Source organism: Vibrio sp. 10N.222.52.B12, assembly GCF_002875385.1.
Lineage (GTDB): Bacteria > Pseudomonadota > Gammaproteobacteria > Enterobacterales > Vibrionaceae > Vibrio > Vibrio jasicida.
The window spans coordinates 1-19,442 of sequence record NZ_MDAW01000116.1; the positions used below are offsets into that span (position 1 = coordinate 1).

At 45.1% G+C, this 19,442-nt stretch carries 17 protein-coding genes; 3 read left to right on the top strand and 14 right to left on the bottom strand.

Features of this window, described 5'->3' with window-relative positions; genetic code table 11:
• Positions 1-26: 26 nt before the first annotated feature.
• The 3 genes from BCT11_RS11890 to BCT11_RS11900 all read right to left on the bottom strand — a co-directional run bounded on the left by BCT11_RS11890 (position 27) and on the right by BCT11_RS11900 (position 5,151).
• On the bottom strand, positions 27-479 hold the full coding sequence (locus BCT11_RS11890) for a MarR family transcriptional regulator (RefSeq protein ID WP_042605043.1): 453 nt from the start codon (positions 477-479) through the stop codon (positions 27-29).
• 371 nt (positions 480-850) lie between these two features.
• Entirely contained in the window at positions 851-4,012 is a 3,162-nt protein-coding gene (locus BCT11_RS11895) for an efflux RND transporter permease subunit (protein WP_061034948.1), read from the bottom strand.
• Between the two features lie 2 nt (positions 4,013-4,014).
• Positions 4,015-5,151 (bottom strand): efflux RND transporter periplasmic adaptor subunit, encoded by a 1,137-nt coding sequence (locus BCT11_RS11900; RefSeq protein WP_102388399.1) that lies wholly within the window; start codon positions 5,149-5,151, stop codon positions 4,015-4,017.
• Positions 5,152-5,648: 497 nt separating this feature from the next.
• Between BCT11_RS11900 and BCT11_RS11905 the strand changes: the two genes are divergently transcribed.
• Together BCT11_RS11905 and BCT11_RS11910 are read left to right on the top strand one after the other, a co-directional pair.
• A complete protein-coding gene (locus BCT11_RS11905) occupies positions 5,649-6,293 on the top strand; it encodes a winged helix-turn-helix domain-containing protein (protein WP_102388400.1) in 645 nt (214 codons plus the stop codon).
• Positions 6,294-6,336: 43 nt separating this feature from the next.
• On the top strand, positions 6,337-6,669 hold the full coding sequence (locus tag BCT11_RS11910; RefSeq protein ID WP_241909014.1) for a hypothetical protein: 333 nt from the start codon (positions 6,337-6,339) through the stop codon (positions 6,667-6,669).
• 91 nt (positions 6,670-6,760) lie between these two features.
• On the opposite strand, the gene BCT11_RS11915 is transcribed toward BCT11_RS11910, so the two are convergent.
• From BCT11_RS11915 to BCT11_RS11965, 10 genes are all read right to left on the bottom strand, one after another.
• Complete coding sequence (locus BCT11_RS11915) at positions 6,761-8,398, bottom strand: methyl-accepting chemotaxis protein (RefSeq protein WP_102388402.1); 1,638 nt, start codon at positions 8,396-8,398, stop codon at positions 6,761-6,763.
• Positions 8,399-8,696: 298 nt separating this feature from the next.
• Complete coding sequence (locus tag BCT11_RS11920; protein ID WP_039841615.1) at positions 8,697-9,032, bottom strand: zinc ribbon domain-containing protein YjdM; 336 nt, start codon at positions 9,030-9,032, stop codon at positions 8,697-8,699.
• Between the two features lie 141 nt (positions 9,033-9,173).
• Positions 9,174-10,601, bottom strand: a complete 1,428-nt coding sequence (locus tag BCT11_RS11925; RefSeq protein WP_038896346.1) for a 6-phospho-beta-glucosidase — start codon at positions 10,599-10,601, stop codon at positions 9,174-9,176.
• A gap of 63 nt (positions 10,602-10,664) precedes the next feature.
• Positions 10,665-12,158, bottom strand: a complete 1,494-nt coding sequence (gene ascF / locus BCT11_RS11930) for a PTS cellobiose/arbutin/salicin transporter subunit IIBC (RefSeq protein WP_102388403.1) — start codon at positions 12,156-12,158, stop codon at positions 10,665-10,667.
• Positions 12,159-12,507: 349 nt separating this feature from the next.
• Complete coding sequence (locus BCT11_RS11935; protein WP_102388404.1) at positions 12,508-13,023, bottom strand: hypothetical protein; 516 nt, start codon at positions 13,021-13,023, stop codon at positions 12,508-12,510.
• A gap of 385 nt (positions 13,024-13,408) precedes the next feature.
• Entirely contained in the window at positions 13,409-14,956 is a 1,548-nt protein-coding gene (locus tag BCT11_RS11945; protein WP_009707066.1) for an arylsulfatase, read from the bottom strand.
• 184 nt (positions 14,957-15,140) lie between these two features.
• A complete protein-coding gene (locus BCT11_RS11950) occupies positions 15,141-15,380 on the bottom strand; it encodes a hypothetical protein (protein WP_038866903.1) in 240 nt (79 codons plus the stop codon).
• Between the two features lie 337 nt (positions 15,381-15,717).
• Positions 15,718-16,257: a hypothetical protein gene (locus BCT11_RS11955; protein ID WP_102388405.1), complete on the bottom strand. Its 540-nt coding sequence runs from the start codon at positions 16,255-16,257 to the stop codon at positions 15,718-15,720.
• A gap of 124 nt (positions 16,258-16,381) precedes the next feature.
• Positions 16,382-16,825, bottom strand: a complete 444-nt coding sequence (locus BCT11_RS11960) for a DUF3291 domain-containing protein (protein WP_102388406.1) — start codon at positions 16,823-16,825, stop codon at positions 16,382-16,384.
• A gap of 30 nt (positions 16,826-16,855) precedes the next feature.
• On the bottom strand, positions 16,856-17,620 hold the full coding sequence (locus BCT11_RS11965) for a carbon-nitrogen hydrolase family protein (protein WP_102388407.1): 765 nt from the start codon (positions 17,618-17,620) through the stop codon (positions 16,856-16,858).
• A 381-nt stretch (positions 17,621-18,001) separates the two neighbouring features.
• On the opposite strand from BCT11_RS11965, the gene BCT11_RS11970 reads away from it, so the two are divergent.
• The gene (locus tag BCT11_RS11970; protein ID WP_005528920.1) at positions 18,002-18,373 is read left to right on the top strand and encodes a zf-TFIIB domain-containing protein; all 372 of its coding nucleotides are present in this window, start codon (positions 18,002-18,004) and stop codon (positions 18,371-18,373) included.
• Positions 18,374-18,436: 63 nt separating this feature from the next.
• On the opposite strand, the gene vopD is transcribed toward BCT11_RS11970, so the two are convergent.
• Positions 18,437-19,441: a type III secretion system translocon subunit VopD gene (gene vopD, locus BCT11_RS11975; RefSeq protein ID WP_038866898.1), complete on the bottom strand. Its 1,005-nt coding sequence runs from the start codon at positions 19,439-19,441 to the stop codon at positions 18,437-18,439.
• Position 19,442: the final 1 nt, after the last annotated feature.

Here is a 19,442-nt window from a genome sequence, read left to right on the forward strand (position 1 = left end):
CCGCTTATCCGCGATGAACCAAAAAATTAAGCGTGATTGGCTAAGGTCATTTTACGCACCAAACGGAAGAATTCGTCGGATTCCTCTTCCGTCAAACAAGAGAAGAAATCTTGCTTAAGGTTAGTCATGATGCGGTGCACTTTGCGTACCGCTTCTACACCCTCTTTGGTGAGTGTCAGAATCTTTAATCTCTGATTGGTATCGCTCTTAGAAACTTTAACAAAACCTCGTTTCTCTAAGTTATCCACCATGCGTTTTGCGACGCTTCGTTCTGTCAGAACCGCATCCGCCAACTCTTGCTGGCTCATCGGTTGAAACTCCTCTAACGCCGCCAAGGCACTCGCCATTTCCAACGTCATTAAGTCCTGACGCGATAGCTCTGCTTGAGCACGATTGCGGAAGGTTCGGTTCATCACGCTGCACACAAACATCGGGCTTTGATCCAACACGGATATCGGAGAAATCTTCTGATCTTTCATACTTGCCTATTCTACTTTCGGCTTTGTTTTCATTTGGATAGTACTGCGTTTACAAGAGATTCCCAACGGCGCTCCTTCGTCGCTTTCGGGAATGACGAGAAACATAACCAAGAGAGCAACACCCCGTCATTCCGACGAGCTTAGGCGAGATCAGGAATCTAACTGCCACACGCTCTCAATCAATATTTCACATCAAGTCACAGCACTCGGTGAGCAGATTCTGAATCACGCTCGTCCCTCGCGGTTCAGAATGACGTAAAAATTAAACCTCAAACCCAAACTATCCAATTGAATCCAAAAATAAAGGACGCCGAAGCGCCCTTTTCTTGTACTTATTAGCAATAGTATAACTTAGTCTTTAGCGCTAAGTCCTACTCTTGGCTTGCCGTTGGCTGTGAAGTAGATTCCACTTGCTCTTTTTGTGCTTCTTTTCTTGCGCGGCGGTCGAACAAACGCTCAACCACAACGAAGAACACAGGCACGAAGAAGATACCAAGCAAGGTCGCACTTACCATACCGCCAAGTACGCCCGTACCTACTGCGTTCTGACCCGCAGAGCCTACACCCGCACTGATCGCTAGCGGCACTACACCAAGACCAAACGCAAGCGAGGTCATGATGATAGGACGAAGACGAACACGCACCGCGTGCAGCGTTGCTTCAATCAAGCCCGCACCTTTCTCGTAGTATTCCTTGGCGAATTCGACGATAAGGATCGCGTTCTTCGTTGCCAGACCAACAGTGGTCAACAGGCTTACTTGGAAGAATACGTCGTTATCCATACCGCGAGTCATAACCGCAAGTACCGCACCTAGTACACCTAGAGGTACAACAAGCACAACCGCGAATGGTACTGACCAGCTCTCATAAAGTGCTGCTAGTACAAGGAAGACAACCAGAATCGACAGCGCGTAAAGCATTGGTGCTTGGTTACCAGACAGACGTTCCTCGTAAGAGATGCCGTTCCAGTTCACCGTAAAGCCAGGAGGCAGTTTTTCTACCATGGCTTCGATTTCTGCCATCGCTTCACCAGTACTTACGCCCGGAGCCGCGCCACCTTGGATGTTCATCGCAGGTAGACCGTTAAAGCGTTGCAATAGCGGAGAACCGTAAGTCCACTCACCCGTTGCAAATGCCGAGAATGGCACCATCTCGCCTTGTGAGTTACGCACGTACCATGAGTCGAAGTCTTTCGGTTGCATACGGTGTTCTGCGTCACTCTGCACCATTACCTTCTTCACGCGTCCGCGATCGATGTAATCGTTGATGTATGCACCACCCCATGCCGAAGCTAGGATTTGGTTTACATCATTAATGCTCACATCCAGCGCACGCAATTTCACGTGGTCGATATGAACTTGGTACATCGGCGCATCTGCCTGACCGTTTGGACGCACACCCACTAGTTTCGGGTTTTGTGCTGCCATACCTAGGATTTGGTATTGAGCCGCTACAAGCGCTTCATGACCGTTACCAGTTGAGTCTTGTAGGTAGAAGTCGAAACCAGTCGCGTTACCCAACTCTTGAATCGCTGGTGGCGCAAACGCAAACACCATTGCTTCTTTAATCGTTGAGAAGTACCCCATCGCACGACCTGTCAGCGAAGCCGCATCTGAACCCGGTGCTTCACGCTCTGACCAATCTTTCAGACCGATAAACGCCATGCCCATGTTCTGACCTTGACCCGCGAAGCTGAAGCCCGCTACCGAGAACACTGACGCGACGTTGTCTTTCTCTTCTTCTAGGAAGTAGTTACGGACTTTTTCTAGCGTCTTTTCTGTCTGCTCTTGAGTCGAGTTCGGTGGCAAGATTGCCATTGAGAACACAGTACCTTGGTCTTCATCCGGTAGGAAAGACGTTGGTAGGTTCATGAACAACCAACCTGCGCCCGCACTCATTGCCGCGAATACCAACAGCATACGACCAGTGCGTTTTAGCATTTTCGCTACGCCCGCTTCGTAACCCGCCGTTGCCGCATCAAACTTACGGTTGAACCAGCCAAAGAAACCTTTCTTATCCGAAAATTCTGCGTCACCTTTTTTCAGCAAGCTCGCACAAAGTGCCGGAGTAAGAATGATCGCCACCAATACCGAGAGCGTCATCGCCGCTACGATGGTGATGGAGAACTGACGGTAGATCACACCGGTTGAGCCAGACATGAACGCCATCGGTACGAATACCGCAGACAACGTCAAACCAACGCCCACTAGTGCGCCAGTGATCTGCCCCATTGACTTCTTGGTTGCTTCTTTTGGATCGAGACCGTCCTCGTGCATTACACGTTCCACGTTCTCAACCACAACGATCGCATCGTCCACCAGCAAGCCGATTGCCAGAACCATCGCAAACATGGTTAAGGTGTTGACACTAAAGCCCGTCGCGTACAAGACGGCAAACGTACCTAGCAATACCACCGGAACCGCAATCGTTGGGATGATCGTTGCACGGAAGTTCTGCAAGAACAGATACATGATCAAGAATACCAACACGATTGCTTCAAGCAGTGTTTTGATTACTTCTTTGATCGACGCATCAACGAATGGCGTTGTCTCAAACGGGTAAGCGATCTTCAAGCCATCTGGGAAAGTCGCACTTAACTGACCAAGGCGTTCTTTTACAGCTTCTGCCGTTTCTAGCGCGTTCGCACCAGTACCAAGAGAGATACCTAGACCTGCTGCTGGGAAGCCGTTGTACTGACCTTTGATGTCGTAGCTTTCTGCGCCACGCTCAACACGGGCCACGTCTTTCAGGTAAACGTTCGAACCGTTCGCTTCTGATTTCAGAATGATGTTTCTGAATTCAGCCACACTGGTTAAACGACTTGCCGAAGAAATCGTCGCGTTAAGCAACTGACCAGACTGAGCAGGTGCTGCGCCTAACTGACCAGAAGAAACCTGTGCATTCTGCTCACGAATCGCGTTCGCAACGTCGATTGCTGTTAGGTTGAACTGAGTCAGTTTGAATGGGTCTAGCCAAACGCGCATTGCGTATTGAGAACCAAACGCTTGCACTTGACCTACACCCGTAACACGGCTGATCGGATCTTGAATATTGGTAACAACAAAGTCGCCAATGTCGTTTTCTGTGAATTCAGGGTCTTCAGAGTAAACCGCCACAACCATCAAAAATGAGGTGTTAGATTTGTTTACGATGATACCTTGGCTTTGTACTTCCATCGGAAGTGACGTCATCGCCAATTGCAGTTTATTCTGCACCTGAACTTGCGCGATATCTGGATCCGCTTCGCTATCAAACGTCAGCGTAATGGTCGCGTTACCAAACGCATCACTGCTTGAGTTTAGGTAACGTAGGTAGTCCAGACCCGTCATGTTTTGCTCGATAACCTGAGTCACTGAGTCTTCTACGGTTTTCGCAGAAGCACCAGGGTAACGGGCATTGATTGAGATCGTGGTCGGTGAAATCGTCGGGTATTGAGAAACCGGCAAGTTGAACAGGGACATTACGCCCGCCAACATGGTCAGAATCGCAAGTACCCAAGCAAATACCGGACGATCGATAAAGAATCGTGCCATGATTATGCCTGCTCACCTGATTGAATGGTCACTGGGTTACCCGGTTGGATCATCTGTAGGCCTGTTGTGATGACTTTATCACCCACTTTCAGACCGTCAGTGATGCGCCATTGATTACCAATAGACTCAGCCGTTGTTACCGGAGTGATTGTTACTTTGTTGTCTTCACCTACCGTCATTACTGAGGCTTTACCCGTTGCATCACGCGTAACTGTGTTTTGTGGGATAAGAATCGCTACAGGGTCCACACCTACTGTTACCGTTGCGCGCACGAACATGCCCGGTAGCAATAAGCCATCTGGGTTCGCGAATTCTGCACGTAGCGTTACGCTGCCCGTGCTTTCATCTACGTTCACTTCGGTAAACTTCATGGTGCCTTTGTGCGCGTAAGTCGAACCATCTTCAAGCGTTAGTGTCACTTGAGCTGTCTCATCTTTTTGCAAGTGACCTTGTGACATAGCTGCTTTCAAACGGAGTAGTTGAGCAGAAGATTGCACGATATCAACATTGATTGGGTCTAACTGTTGGATAGTCGTTAGCGTCGCCGCTTGGTTTGCCGTTACCAGCGCACCCGCCGTTACGTTAGACTTGCTGATCACACCGCTAATTGGCGCCTTTACTTGTGCGTAAGACAAATTGATCTTCGCTGTGTTGATCTTCGCTTTCGCGACTAACACTTGCGCTTTCGCTTCTTTATAAGCCGCTTCTGCTTCGTCTAATGCTTGTTGGCTGATCGACTTTTTAGTGATCAATGCACGGTAACGACGCACTGTTGAGTACGTTGATTCTTCCGATGCTTGCGCACGGATCAGTTCCGCCTCTGCACTCAATAAATCAGCTTGGAAAGTAGAATCATCAATCTGGTATAGCGATTGACCCTTCTCTACCACGCCACCCTCAACAAAATTTCGCTCAGAAATAATACCCGTTACCTGTGGGCGAACTTCTGCTTCTTTAAATGCGCGGCTACGACCAGGCAATTCCACCGTTAGCGCTTGGCGAACCGGTTCAACTGTCATGACAGTCACTTCCGGTGTTGGCGCGGGACCACCTTGTGCTTGTCCATCTTGACTCTGTTCACATCCAGCCAAAAATAAGCTCGACGCAATCAGAAGTGATAGCGTGGTTCTACGTCTCATGAAACTTCTCTCTTCCTAAATAAAAACAGTGACCCAATAAAAAGTCAGCAAATATTATTCGGGATGATAATTACTCAATGTTGTACATACAACAAAATTTACCGCTCTTTACGATAGACAAAAATATTTGCTCGAAACCTGTTATTGATCTCTCAATTTGAACACATTTATATTGGAAAAATAAATTTTCTGTGGGCAATCGAAAACAGATTTTTCCTAATAAAAACAAGGAAAAAGAGTGGACAAAGCGAGAGAAATCGTGACAAAGCAAAGTATTTTGGAGGATGCGTTGCTACTATGAAGAACAAGAAAGTTTATTAAATATCGTGAAAATAAGTGAAAACACAGGAATTTACACTCGCATAACATTTAATCACCAATTGAACATTTAGAGCGCGCTTTGATTAAATAAATTGCAAATATAGGCGTTGATTTCCGTATTCATTACCCTATAATTCGCTCCCCCTAAACAACCTAATATACGAAATAAGTTGGTTATGAAAAACAACAATAGAATAGTATTAGGGAAATTCACATGGGACAGGACGACTCACAATTTACAGCCCTCCCTTTTGAGTGGCAGAACAAAAGAGCAAGGCACCGTTAAGCTCACCAACAAGCAAAAAGCATTATTGAACTGCTTAGTTGACGCGCACCCAAGCACGATCAGTAATAAAGAGATTATTCAGCAGGTTTGGGGCTATGAGCACATATCTCAAGAGAGTTTGCCTCAGTTGATCAATCGCACTCGACGAACGCTTGAAGACAATGATAAGAAAATTCTCATCAACATTCCTGGTGTTGGCTATTCATTAAACTTCGATGTTACTGAGGACGAAGAACTTACTTCTGAAAAACACATCGAGCCCAAGCATGACGTGCTTCCAATACTGGGTATGAAGGCTGCTCATCACCAAAACCTAAAGTCGTGGCGGATTCTGTTTACAGCCTTGTTAATTGTAACCATGTTTAATTTATGGAATACCGCCAGCGCACTTTATTACAAACATGATTTCGAAAAAGTACTTAGCGCCGCGCCATACCCAGAAGCCCAACGTTCAGATGATGGCACAATAACCGTAACAATTGATAACCATGAATGTATTTATCACAAAGATGAACTCTTACTTGAATGCCAATAAATATAAGGCATTAGCACTAGTGATCGTGTTAAATGGAGTTCTATTGCTAATTGCACATCAATCAAAAGTACAGTTGTTCGGCAAAGTAGAAGCATCAGGCTATCGTTGGACAACCTACACCAAGTTGTATAAAAACCGCATGGATTCCCAAATTCATTACTCTACGCTTGATTCTGCGGAAGACAGCTACCAGTTTATGGAATATCACTACGAGTATTCCAAATCAAAAGGGAAGGATTACATTGTAGTAGTTGATGACAAACCAGTAAGCGTGCGATACAACCGTGTTTATTACATTGATGACCAATGCAATATCTTTTTCTCCGGTAGAGCCAAAAGAACGCTATCAAACATGTCTTTCCGCTGTTCATATTAATCCAATCAGCATCCAGTAATGTTTATAAAAAAGGCATCTTTGATAATTAAGATGCCTTTTTTCTTTTAGTTAGATCAGTCTACCGCTGAGATTATACGCGGAACTGGCTGACTTGCTTGTCTAACTGTTGTGTCTGTTCAGACAACATAGACAATGACTGTTGTGCTTGGCTCACTACATCTACAATCGACATACTGCTGTCTGCGATACCTTGAACGTTGCTGTTCACTTCATCACTCACTGAGCTTTGTTGGCCCGCTGCTGTCGCAATGTGCGTGTTCATCTCATTCATGCGTGCGATCGCGTTGAGGATTTCTGCCAAGGATTCTGTCGCCAAACCTGCCGATTGAATGGTGTCTTCACTGCTGGTTTTGCTGCCCTGCATCACTTCCACTGCTTGAGATGCACCCGCTTGCAGCTTCTCGATCATGGTTTGGATCTCGCCGGTGCTCTTTTGCGTGCGGCTTGCTAGGGAACGAACTTCATCTGCAACCACAGCGAAACCACGACCTTGTTCACCGGCACGCGCTGCTTCAATCGCCGCGTTCAATGCCAACAAGTTAGTCTGCTCTGCAATACCACGGATAACATCCAATACCGAAGCAATATTGCTCACATCGTGATCCAAGGTGTTGATGACTTGGCTCGCGCTTTCAATCTCACCCGCTAGGTCGCGAATAGCACCCACAGTTTGTTCAAGAATGATATTTGTATTTGCGAGCTCTTCATTGGCCGTTTGGCTAGCAAGTGCAGCTTCAGTCGCACTGTCGCTAACATTACGACTGGTCACTTGCATCTCGTGTACCGCTGCAGCAACGGCTTCACTGTCACGCTGTTGGCCAACGGTTGAATCTGCGATGGTCGAAGTCAGTGAGTTTAGGTTGTTCATCTCTTGGCGCAGTGTATTAGCGCTTTCCACCACTTGGGACACCGTCGCTTGGATCTTAGTCACGAATTGGTTAAAGCCACCAGCCAATTGACCGATTTCATCCTGAGAATGGACGTTAATACGCTGACTTAGATCGCCTTCACCAGAAGCAATTTGCGCCATCGCATCTTTGATATTGTTGATTGGCTTCACCACGGTTCTAAGCAGCAATACCATCATGCCCAGTGCAGCGATAATCACGATCGCGATGCCCGCCTCTAGGATGAACTCTGCGCGCAAACCTGCTGCATTGATGTCCGATTTCAGTGCCTTTTGTTTGACTTCAATAGCATCTTTAACCACGTTTAACTGCTTGCGAACGGCAACAAATTGAGTATCAAATAACCCTTTGTGCTCGCTGTAGTAACTTGGCCATTGTGTTTGTGGGCTGTTAATCATCTCTTCATAGCTATCGAGCCATTTTTGACCCAATGACACAAGCTTATTAATTTCTATTGTTTGATGGGCAGGCAGAAGACCAGCTTGAGTCAGTTCGAGCGCTTTCTGCATGCGTGGCAAGGCTTTGTAAGCATTGTCTTTATATTCAAAAAGGTGATGGTCGATCTCTTGCGGTGTTTCTGCCAATGCTAGGGCTTGAATAGCAGAAGTCGCTTGATAAAGATCGCGGTAAGCATCTTCTATCGTAAATAGATTTGGAATGATTTGCTCATTAAGTGTGTCGCTTAGCTCCGTTTGTTTCCACATGGTGAGAACATTTAATACCGAGCTAACGGTCAGTAATGCAATCATCAAAGATAGAGGGAGAACTATCTTTTGCTTGATAGACAGGTTGCTGAACATGAATAGATACCTTTTGTTATTTTGTTCAAATCGCGCCCAATTATAACAAAGAGACAGCACAAGTAATTTCATATACAGTGCAACGTATTATAATAATTTTTATCTTTACGACTAATATTTTAGATTCAACAAATAACTGATTTATTGGACGATTTTTCTAGGAAGGAAAATCACGAAATTATAGTTGATGTATCAGCTGGTGCTCGATAAGTGCTCTTGTTGTGATTAAGGCACAAAGAAAACAGCCTCAATATGACTATTGAGGCTGTTGGAAAGTTGGGTTCCGAGTGACTTTAAATTACGCCTTCTTCACAAACTGCGCTGTCACCATCATCTCGCCAGCGCCATCAACTTTGCAGTCGAGCTGATGATCTTTGCCGTCTTTAATGCGACGAATCACCGCTTTGGTGCCGATCTTAAGTACCAACGAACTGCCTTTTACTTTTAAGTCTTTCGCTAACGTGACCTTATCACCTTCTTGCAGCAACGTGCCGTTGGCATCTTTCACGTTTACGGCATCTTCATCTGCCGCCTGATTCGGGTTCCACTCGTAGGCACACTCTGGGCAAACAAGCTGGTCTTGGTCTGGGTAAACGTATTCTGAGTTACAGTTTGGGCAAGGAGGTAGAGACATAAGTAATTACGAGCTAATGAATTTACCGTTATGGTAAAGGGTATTGCTCACCTTATCGAGTAGATTTGTCAAAAAACGCCCTCACAACTTAGCCTTCCCTCTTTGGAAAGGCATTCAAGATAAGGGCGCATTTCTGTTTGATTAAAGCTCTGTACCGTTGGATGCGATAACACGCTTATACCAGTGGAAAGACTTCTTCGGTGTGCGGTTTAGCGTACCGTTGCCTAGGTTGTCTCTGTCCACGTAGATAAAGCCATAGCGCTTACTCATCTCACCCGTTGATGCCGCTACCAAGTCGATACAACCCCAAGGTGTAAAGCCCATCAGCGGAACACCATCGGTAATCGCATCGGCCATGGCTTCTACGTGTTGGCGCAGATAATCAATGCGGTAATCGTCTTGTACTTCACCATTTTCATCCGGTACATCTTTCGCACCCAAACCGTTTTCTACTAAGAACAATGGCTTTTGGTAGCGGTCATAAAGCGTGTTCATGGTGATACGCAGACCAAGCGGGTCAATCACCCAACCCCAATCGCTAGCAGGCAAGTGTGGGTTCCTAATCGACTTCACGACGTTGGCTTCACTGGTGTTGTTAGCATTCATTTCTGCCGATGCACAACGTGAGGCGTAGTAACTGAATGAGATGAAATCAACGGTATGCTTCAGCGTCTCGTAATCTTCTTCAAGAATCTCCAGCTTCACGCCTTTTTCATCAAACACTTTCTGCGCGTAAGATGGGTAGTAGCCACGAGACTGAACATCAATAAAGAACAGGTTCTCACGATCTTTTTGCATCGCTGTGAACACATCTTCCGGCTTGCAGCTGTATGGGTAGAAGTTACCCCCCGCGAGCATACAGCCAACTTGGTTCTCTGGATTGATCTCATGAGCAATCTTAGTAACCAGCGCGCTTGCAACAAGCTCATGGTGTGCAGCTTGGTATTTCACTTGATCGCGGTTTTCCCCCTCTTGGAACAACAAACCCGCACCTGAGAATGGGCTATGCAGTAGGATGTTGATTTCATTGAACGTCAGCCAGTATTTCACTAGCCCATCAAAAGCTTCAAAACAAGTTCTTGCGTAGCGTTCAAAAAAGCCAATCATCTTTCGGTTTCGCCAAGAGCCATACTCGTTCACAAGATGCATTGGCACATCGAAATGGCACAGTGTTACAAGCGGCTCAATACCGTACTTGTGGCACTCTTCAAATACGCTGCGGTAGAAATCAATGCCTGCTTGGTTTGGCTCTAGTTCATCGCCTTTCGGGAAGATTCGGCTCCATGCGATCGACATACGAAAGGTCTTAAAACCCATCTCGGCAAGAAGCGCGATATCTTCTTTGTAACGGTGATAAAAGTCGATGGCTTGGTGGCTTGGGTAAAACTCTTCTTCGCTCAATTCCACCGAATCGACAAGGCCGAGTTTGATTGGCATTCGGTTGTCACCATAAGGGATCATATCCACGGTCGTGAGCCCTTTGCCGCCTTCTCGGTATCCACCCTCAGATTGGTTTGCTGCAATAGCCCCACCCCATAGGAAGTTTTCTGGGAACACAGATTTAGACATCTTATTTACCTCTTAACATAGAGCCACCAGCAAAGGCGGCTCTATCAATTATTCAAATCTTGGTTATGCGGAAGCTGGTTTTGCAGGCTCTAACACCGTTTCTTGCTCTTCGGTTTTTTCTTTATTTGCGACGTCTTTATTTGCAATAGCTTCGCCCTCTTCGTCTTCATCGTTCGGGATATCTTCAAAACCAAGGATTAAAGTCAGAGCGAAAGAAAGCACAATCGACAGAGCAATCAGACCAAATACCCAAGCGATACTCATCGGGTCGTTCACATCAAAGAACTGCACACTAGTGAACAAGCTCGGCGCAGCCATTGAGTGACTCGCCAGCCCTGCCATGCCAGCAAGTGCACCCACGATGAAACCAGTGATCATGGTCGCGATAAGTGGTCGTTTCAGACGAACAAGCACGCCGTAAAGCGCAGGCTCTGAGATACCCGCAAAAATTGCAGACGCACCCGCCGCACTCGCGGTTTGTTTCAGTTCACGGTTTTTAGTTTTCCATGCAACCGCAAGACAAGCGCCACCCATGCCGATGTTGGCACCAATTTCCGATGGCATAACCATGCCTTCACGGCCTGTTTCAGCAATGGTTTGAATGATGGTCGGTGTAAATACGCGGTGCATACCTGTCAGAACCAATAGTGGCCAAAGTGCGCCCATGATCGCAACCGACAACCAACCTAGTGTGCTGTGAATGGTGTAAACCAATGCAGAAAGCGCAGTACCAATCCAAATACCTAGTGGACCAATCAAAACGATCGCGAGTGGTGCTGCAATCAAAACGATCAGCATCGGTTTTAGGAAGTTCTTCGTTACTGCAGGTGTGATGCTATCAACCCAACGTTCGATGTAAGACAGCGCCCAAGTCATCACCAACACAGGAATAACGGTGTAAGTGTATTTCACCGAAGTGATTGGAATGCTGAAGAAGTCAACGTGCTTGCCATCAGCCGCTTGTGCCATCAACTCCATGAAGTTCGGGTGAATCAACACGCCTGCAATCGCGATGGAGAGTGACATGTTGGTTTTGAATTTAATTGAAGCAGACGCGGCAACCATAACAGGTAGAAAGAAGAACGCACCGTCGCCAATCGCATTGAGGATGATCAGTGTTGAAGAATCATCATCAAGCAAGCCTGTCATCTTAAGAACCATAGCCAGCAGCTTCACCATTGAGCCGCCGATGATCGCCGGAATCAGTGGCGACATCGTGCCGACTAATGCATCAAGGATCTTAGCACCAATTACTTTTGGAGTAAGCTTGACCTTTTTCTCTGGTTCACTCGATTCTGATGAAGAAAGGTTGCACAACGCCATCACTTCTTTGTACGCATAAGAGACGTTATTACCAATGATGACCTGACATTTATCACCATTGTGAACCACACCCATCACACCTTTGATGCCCTTCAGTGCTTCTGCATCTATCTTACTTTCATCGCTTAATACAAAACGCAATCGCGTCATGCAGTGTGTTAGTGCCACTACGTTTTCTGCACCGCCCAGTTTCTCTAGTACTGAACGAGCAATGATGCCGTAATCTTTCGCCATCTTTCTCACTCCAATTATTATTCATCAACCTGTAGGGAGGTTGTTTTCTTGCTGCGAACCTTCAAATGAGAGTCAACGAAATCGAACACAACAACCAAGTTACCGGTAACATGTTACTGGTAACTATCGGTAAATAAACCGCGTATTCGAAGAACAATTTCAAAGTGGGATAATGGCTGGAATCCACTGCAAGGTGAATGAAACAGCGAAATCTAAACATGATTCACGTTCTCAAAGACGTAAATCTGATCCTATATTTCATTGATGGAAATAATGATGTTGCATATGAGCAAGAAACCATCATTCGTGAGGAATAAGTAGATAAATGTAAGGTGGGTTCAAACGAGATCTAATGAAATGTCATGCTACTAACGCGTAACATCAAAGCGGGTAGCGCAAATATAGTCAGGCACAGATGAAGCCAACTAAAACGGCTATCCAATCCCTCTTCCAGAGAAAGGATTACCTGTCGATTTTGCTCTAGATAAACCAACTTATAGGGCGCAGCAACATGTCTGCCTATTGCGAAGATCACACCAAACTTCACTTCTTGATTGAGCAGTCTGTCTGCAGTGCCAGAGTCAGTCAGTGCTTCCACAATCAATTCATTCGGGTGGATTTCCAGATCGTAATAGCTGTCAGACGAGACAATAAACCCTTCCGGCGGGACATCAAAAACCACCACATCACCTGATGCTTGCGTAACAGTTCCTTGATAGTACTTAACCTCTTCTTCGGCAGGCCCTGAGTTAATTTGGTAGACGATCAACCCAACAATGGAGAGTAATATTAACGTCACCAAGTAGAGGTGTGTTTTGGTGTAATTAGAGTTGAGGAAACGCATGAATGATAAGACATAGTTCATTTCCTCTCCCAACCCTCATCGTGAATTGGCTTGAGTGGTGCAACAAGCCAGTAAATAATCCAGCAGAACCATGACACAAACAACAATGCACAAACCCATAGAAACTTTTCAGGCCTTCCCGTTTGTCGAGAGGTGGTAATTATCATAAACGGCACGAACCAAGCAATTATGATAATTGCGGTCACTATTGCTCCAGGAATTACGCTCATCTCATTTCCTTACCGTAAACTTCTCACACTTTTAATCAAGAGGTTGCTTATCAATGAAGTTTGTAACATGTCATTTTTCAATAAATAGAGCAAGTAACATTTATAAAACGTTAATTTCGAAACAAAAAAAGCCAGAGTCATTCTCTGGCTTTACTTTAGTTGAGGTGAAGTAATTGCTAGCTTTTCGCTTCTTCCAACTTACGTAAGTTAGTCATTTGCTCCATGACTTTGTCGACTGAGAAGCTTGGGATCTCTTGTCGTGGAGGGAACTCTTTAAATGACTTCAACATCTCTGCCACTTTCTGTTGGGCAGGAACCAATAAGAACACATGCTCAAACTGCCATTTCTTATAGCCAAAGCCTTGATCGCCTTTCTCAAGTGGATCGACTTGAAGGTCAAAGATCATTGGTAAACGCAAGTTAGTCAGCTCTTTGGTCCAAACATCCCAGCCTTCGTGTTCTTGGATCTTGAAGTGCATCTTGAATCGTTTATCACGCATAGCAAGCAGCTCACCATCATCAGACCAATAGAAGAACTCATCACGCGCTGATTTGTCTGTTTTACCCGTAATGAAATCAACTTGGTTGTAGCCATCAAGGTGGTTTTTGTAAGTCTGGTCTGCCGAAGAAGACTTATATCCTTTTAACAAGTCTTGCTTGATGGTGTCATTACCAGCAATGGATAGTAGCGTTGGGAACCAGTCTTCACTCGCGAACATGTCGTTCAGCTTGGTGTTTGGCTGAATATGACCAGGCCAACGAATCATTGCGGGTACTCGGAAGCCCCCTTCCCAACCAGTGTTCTTCTCACCACGGAATGGGCTAAATGCCGCATCTGGCCACGTCGCATTCATTGGGCCATTATCCGTGGTGTAAATCACAATGGTGTTATCCGCTATCTTCAAGTCATCGAGCTTATCGAGCAAATCCCCAACCATGTTGTCGTGCTCAACCATGCCGTCTGCGTATTCGCCAAGCCCTGTTGTACGGTGCTCGGCTTTCACGTGAGTACTGATGTGCATTCGCGTTGCGTTGTACCATAAGAAGAATGGCTTATCGGCTTTGACCTGACGCTCCATGAAGTTCATCGCGGCATCAAGGGTCTCTTCATCGACCGTTTCCATACGTTTTCGCGTCAGCGGCCCTGTATCTTCGATCTTGCCATCCGCATAAGAGTGAATCACACCACGCGGGCCAAAGTTCTTACGAAACTCAGGATCTTTCGGGTAGTCTGGGTTTTCTGGTTCTTCCTCTGCATTTAGGTGGTACAGGTTCCCCATGAACTCATCAAAACCATGATTGGTTGGCAACATGTCGTCTTTGTCGCCCAAGTGGTTTTTACCGAATTGCCCCGTGGCGTAGCCCATGTCTTTTAGCGCTGTTGCCATGGTGATGTCTTGCATTTGCATGCCTTGCGCGGCACCAGGTAGACCAACTTTAGTCAAACCAGTACGAGCTGGCATCTGACCTGTGATAAATGTACTGCGTCCTGCGGTACAAGATTGTTGTGCATAGTAAGTGGTAAATAAAGCGCCCTCTTGAGCAATACGGTCAATATTTGGCGTCTCGTAACCCAACATACCTTGGTTATATGCAGAAATATTGCCGTAACCGACATCATCCCCAAAAATAACCAGCATGTTTGGTTTAGAAGCCGCATGGGCTGCAACCGATGATGTGGCGGCCACCATCGCAAGCGTTAGTGTAGATTTATTTATCTTCATAATATTATTTCTATAATGGTTCTTGGTTGAGTGAATTAATGAGTATTTTAAAATGAGGAAAAGCAATCCACTCTCACGATTCACGATTCACGATTCACGATTCACGAACAACATTATTTATATTTGGAATTAGACGATGGATATATTCAATACATCCACCGATTTAAGAGTAGATATTTAACGTTTAGCTACGGCCTCTCAACACGATAGGCTGAGATTCATCCACTTGGCTCTTAGTGACTAAGCCACCAGCACGATCTTCATTTCGTCCTTTTAATTTGATACCAGCGTCAACCACTCGTTCATACTTCACTTGATTGCCTTGCGGCATAGTCATATCGATCGTACCCGTGTATGTGCCTTCTCCAGCAACAGCTGCGTTACCAAAGGAAACTGCGAGACCTAGGATTATCAGCCTTTTCATAACTAACCTCTCTTACTCTATTGTTGAAATAGTGTCTTGCTGATAACTTGAGCGACAATGATTACTCAAGCTTCATCGATATAATGATATAGAGAAGTGAATACACACAAGGAAATATCACCTTTCCAAATTGGACAGGAAATTAAAAAAGATAATGTTAAAACCAAAAGTTATATTAACTATAACTTAACGTATAAGACTAAAAGCGTATAATTAATAAAGACAAGTAAGAGTTTACCAATCTAATATATCGTATTATTACATTGATAAAATATTTAGCGAACTAAATACCAATACATAAAGAAATGACGGTGATGAATTTCCCTTTACCCATTATCTAAGTACGCGCCTTCAGATTTTCTACCGATTTACCTACCTCTCGATAGTACTTTAGATACAAGGCCTTACCTGACTTACTCAAAAAGAAAATGTAAAACTGACTTATCATAAGCCACAAGAGCAAACCTTTTTGTTCCAAAAATAAAAACTCAAAAGTAGGCGGGAAGAAAATGGCTATTCCAAGATACATGAGGCTATAAATAGTGGCAGTATATCGAGCCCACCCAGTGCTATACAGATGAGAGGCAATGTCTCGATTCCAATAAACCCAAACTGGAAAGTATATAAGAGCTAACCAACCAAGGATGCCTTTTTCTCCTTGGGCAACCCACACAAAGAGCATTGGAGCCGATAAAAGTCCTTGAATACGTCCCCTGTAATCCGTCAATACTCGCTGGCGATAATATTTTTTGGGATCTTTAACTCTTTCAATTTCCTCAGCACTAGCAGTTGCGACACACCCACACTCACTGCAATGAGCCGCCTCTGCCGCATTTCCGAAGCCACATGCATTACATGTCCATCGATACTTTACCATCTACCTATTAAACCAAATTCGACCTTTACTGATTTCAGTTAAACACGGAACCAATAATATCCCGAAAACAGATAAGTATTATTCGAGCTACTTAACTAGAATCCTTGTTAACCAGTAGACGGATTTACAAATCATTAGACGTAAAGTTAGCTTTAAAGGTAAATGCATATGGCGTATCGCCGTTTTCACGAAGGTACTGTAGACGGGCTAAAGCCTCCTCTGCTGTTGGGATATGATTATCCTCAATCCACCAAAGCACATAAGTATCTTCTACTAAACGATGGAACCATTCACTCTTACGACGCATGAAATCACGATGATGGGTTCGGAACATAAAATTCTTCAGCGTATCCACGTTATCCCACACCGACATATTGATGATCATATTTGGGTCATCGAATAGCTTAATATTGGTGGCATCGCCGGATTCGTCTTTGAGTCGCCAAACAAAGCCTTCACACTGTTCTGCTATGCCGTTCACCAAGTCGAGATTATCGACGAAATCCTTTATCTCTGGTGCATCGAGTGGGTACTTCGCTAAAGCAATATTCAATTGAGCAAGTTTCATTTCGTCCTCCTTTGCCCTTATTACTGAGAATTACGACTCACTCAGTGATTTTAATCCCGCTTTCAAAAGCTCTACCGTTCCTTGGTTCAAATCCAAGATACAGACTGATTCTTTATCGAAGGGCATTGTGTATATACATTGGCCGGAATCATCATAAATATGACTCCCTCCCATCCCTATCAAATTTGGGTCATTCAAGGCATGAGGCCAATTGCATTGCACGACGAAAGCGCCCGCTTCTTTTGCAATAAGAGATGATCGCTCGTAGTAGCCCTGCGTTTGCTGCTCTTGCGATTGTTGACCGATGTAGCTGGGCCAAATGATCAAATTAGCTTGTTCTTGTACCTCAGATAAAAACCATTCTATGTCATCAACCTCTCGACACATGACACTCGTTATTGATGATTGCGCCAAGTTAAGCAGTTCACGTCTTTCGCTTCTTGAAAAGAACTTGGCCTCACTTTCCGTTAGCCCTACTTTATTCCATTGCGCCACGACGTCACCATTAACATCGATACATAGATAGCTGTTAAATATACGCTCGCCTTCCGTTAACGGCGCACCAATAAAAAGCGTGGTCTTGTAATCGAAAGCAAGCTTGCATAGCGCCTGAATAGCGTGACGAATAGTTTGTGGCTCCGACTCCTGTTTGATATTGCGATGGAAACCGCTAAGGCAGAGTTCAGGGAAAACCAGAGCATCTAACGCCCTCATATTCTCAACATGAGAAATGATTGTTTTTAGATTTTCTCGGACCGTCCAACCCATCCTCATCTGAACTACACCAATCTTCACTCCTAGCCACCTCCCTGACCTTTCAAATTTATAGGATTGTGCGGTTACTCGTCTCACTTCGACGTGCCAACCCTTTCAATTCAAATAACTTTTCAATACCTTTTAACACATTCAAATAAGCAATGAGTTTATAAACAAACGGATTCATTCAAAAGCGTGACATTCAACGGAGATAGAAGCTCTCTAAAAAGAATTCATCACCGAGAACGCTGCTAGCTAGGCTCAAGCAATCATGGACTCGTCTTTGCTAAGAAAACAATATAAACAACTTAGAAAGATTCAAAACGTATGGCACGAGATATGTCGTATTTTGATTTGTCGTCAAAGAGAGCTGGGAGTACTAGGCTCGCTTCTCTTTAGAAAATAAAAAGGAAAAACAAAATGCAATGCCCAAAATGCAATTCTGACTTTGAACAACTGCAAACTCCGCTAGGCGATGTTGAACGCTGCACTGAATGTAAAGGCTTATGGATTGACGCCTACGAAGTGGAAGCGATGAAGCCGTTAGCTGATGTGATTGATTCAGGTGACGAAGAAATCGGAAAAGCCTTCAATGCGATTGATCGTATCGATTGCCCTGTATGCCCAAACAATCAACTGCTTCGATTGGTCGATCCAAAACAGCCACATATCTGGTTTGAAAGCTGTCCTACGTGTAAAGGTCGCTTCTATGACGCCGGTGAATTTAAAGATCTAGCGACACTCGACCTATCTGATTTTTTCAAGAAATTTGGCTTGGTTGAGCGCGTGTAATTTATTTCTTCTTTCCATAAAAAAGGCGCTGTATTCCCAGCGCCTTGATGATTGATAGCAAACCTATACCGTAGGGATAGAGGCACGCCATGCTTGGTTTTGACTATCAGCGATAGAGCGGAAAAGCTCACGCAGCTCTTTTAGCAAACCTTCTTGGAAGCCAATGTTTTCATCGGCTCTCTGTTTGTCTGCTTGAGCACGAGTTGCTAATACCTCATCCTCTTTGCTTCGAGCTTGAGCTTTCGTCTGCTCTACATTTGCAGCTGAATTCGCCATTTGGCCAAGTCCCTGCAATACCGCGTTCTTCGATTGGTTTGCGCCCATCATCTTGTCGAACTTGCGGCCACCACTAGACAAAGTATTTGTCGTATCAGTAATGCTATCTTTTGCGAACGCATGAGCACGTCTCACTTGATCTTGTTGAGTTTTCGACAAGTTAGTATTGCCCATTAACTCTTCAACCTGATCAAAGCCTGCTTTCTGCGTCTTCAATACATTGTTGCCCGCGACTTCTGCCTTGATTTCTTTGCCCGCTTTGAAAGAACCCACGGCACCGATAATAGCAGTCACACCAGCCAATACGCCTGATACTACCGCCATCGCGATCATCGCTTTAGCAGAGTTGTTTAACTCTTCCGCTTGGCTCTTGATGCTTGCAACGTTTGCTTCAACGGCAATTTCACGTTGCAGAACCTGTTGCTCACGGCTTAGCTTAGACACTTGGTAAAGCAGAGTAATCAGAGAAAGTGATTGCGAAATGGCATCCGATGGTGACTTAACCACTTGCTCACCATTCAGTGCTTTTTCGGTGGTTTGCATTAATAGATTTACGGTTGGAGCCAACGCGCTCATCAGCTTTTCTACCACACGAGCTTGATCGCCAATCGCAGGGGCTTTTGGCCCATCCAATTGGTAGTTCTTCGCACCCGTTACTGCACGATCATTGTTACCACGGACAGCAGCAGCTTCGGCTTTCGTCTCAGACATTTTCTCGGCCTGAGTTGTTTTGCCTAGTTCACCCAAACCGTAAAGGTCAGCGCGTCCAGTATTACTAATTTTATCTAACATG

Coding starts and splice junctions, on each gene's coding strand:
- BCT11_RS11890 (WP_042605043.1), bottom strand. CDS start 479: ATGAAAGATCAGAAGATTTCTCCGATATCCGTGTTGGATCAAAGCCCG.
- BCT11_RS11895 (WP_061034948.1), bottom strand. CDS start 4,012: ATGGCACGATTCTTTATCGATCGTCCGGTATTTGCTTGGGTACTTGCG.
- BCT11_RS11900 (WP_102388399.1), bottom strand. CDS start 5,151: ATGAGACGTAGAACCACGCTATCACTTCTGATTGCGTCGAGCTTATTT.
- BCT11_RS11905 (WP_102388400.1), top strand. CDS start 5,649: ATGAAAAACAACAATAGAATAGTATTAGGGAAATTCACATGGGACAGG.
- BCT11_RS11915 (WP_102388402.1), bottom strand. CDS start 8,398: ATGTTCAGCAACCTGTCTATCAAGCAAAAGATAGTTCTCCCTCTATCT.
- BCT11_RS11920 (WP_039841615.1), bottom strand. CDS start 9,032: ATGTCTCTACCTCCTTGCCCAAACTGTAACTCAGAATACGTTTACCCA.
- BCT11_RS11925 (WP_038896346.1), bottom strand. CDS start 10,601: ATGTCTAAATCTGTGTTCCCAGAAAACTTCCTATGGGGTGGGGCTATT.
- ascF (WP_102388403.1), bottom strand. CDS start 12,158: ATGGCGAAAGATTACGGCATCATTGCTCGTTCAGTACTAGAGAAACTG.
- BCT11_RS11935 (WP_102388404.1), bottom strand. CDS start 13,023: ATGAACTATGTCTTATCATTCATGCGTTTCCTCAACTCTAATTACACC.
- BCT11_RS11945 (WP_009707066.1), bottom strand. CDS start 14,956: ATGAAGATAAATAAATCTACACTAACGCTTGCGATGGTGGCCGCCACA.
- BCT11_RS11950 (WP_038866903.1), bottom strand. CDS start 15,380: ATGAAAAGGCTGATAATCCTAGGTCTCGCAGTTTCCTTTGGTAACGCA.
- BCT11_RS11955 (WP_102388405.1), bottom strand. CDS start 16,257: ATGGTAAAGTATCGATGGACATGTAATGCATGTGGCTTCGGAAATGCG.
- BCT11_RS11960 (WP_102388406.1), bottom strand. CDS start 16,825: ATGAAACTTGCTCAATTGAATATTGCTTTAGCGAAGTACCCACTCGAT.
- BCT11_RS11970 (WP_005528920.1), top strand. CDS start 18,002: ATGCAATGCCCAAAATGCAATTCTGACTTTGAACAACTGCAAACTCCG.
- vopD (WP_038866898.1), bottom strand. CDS start 19,441: ATGTTAGATAAAATTAGTAATACTGGACGCGCTGACCTTTACGGTTTG.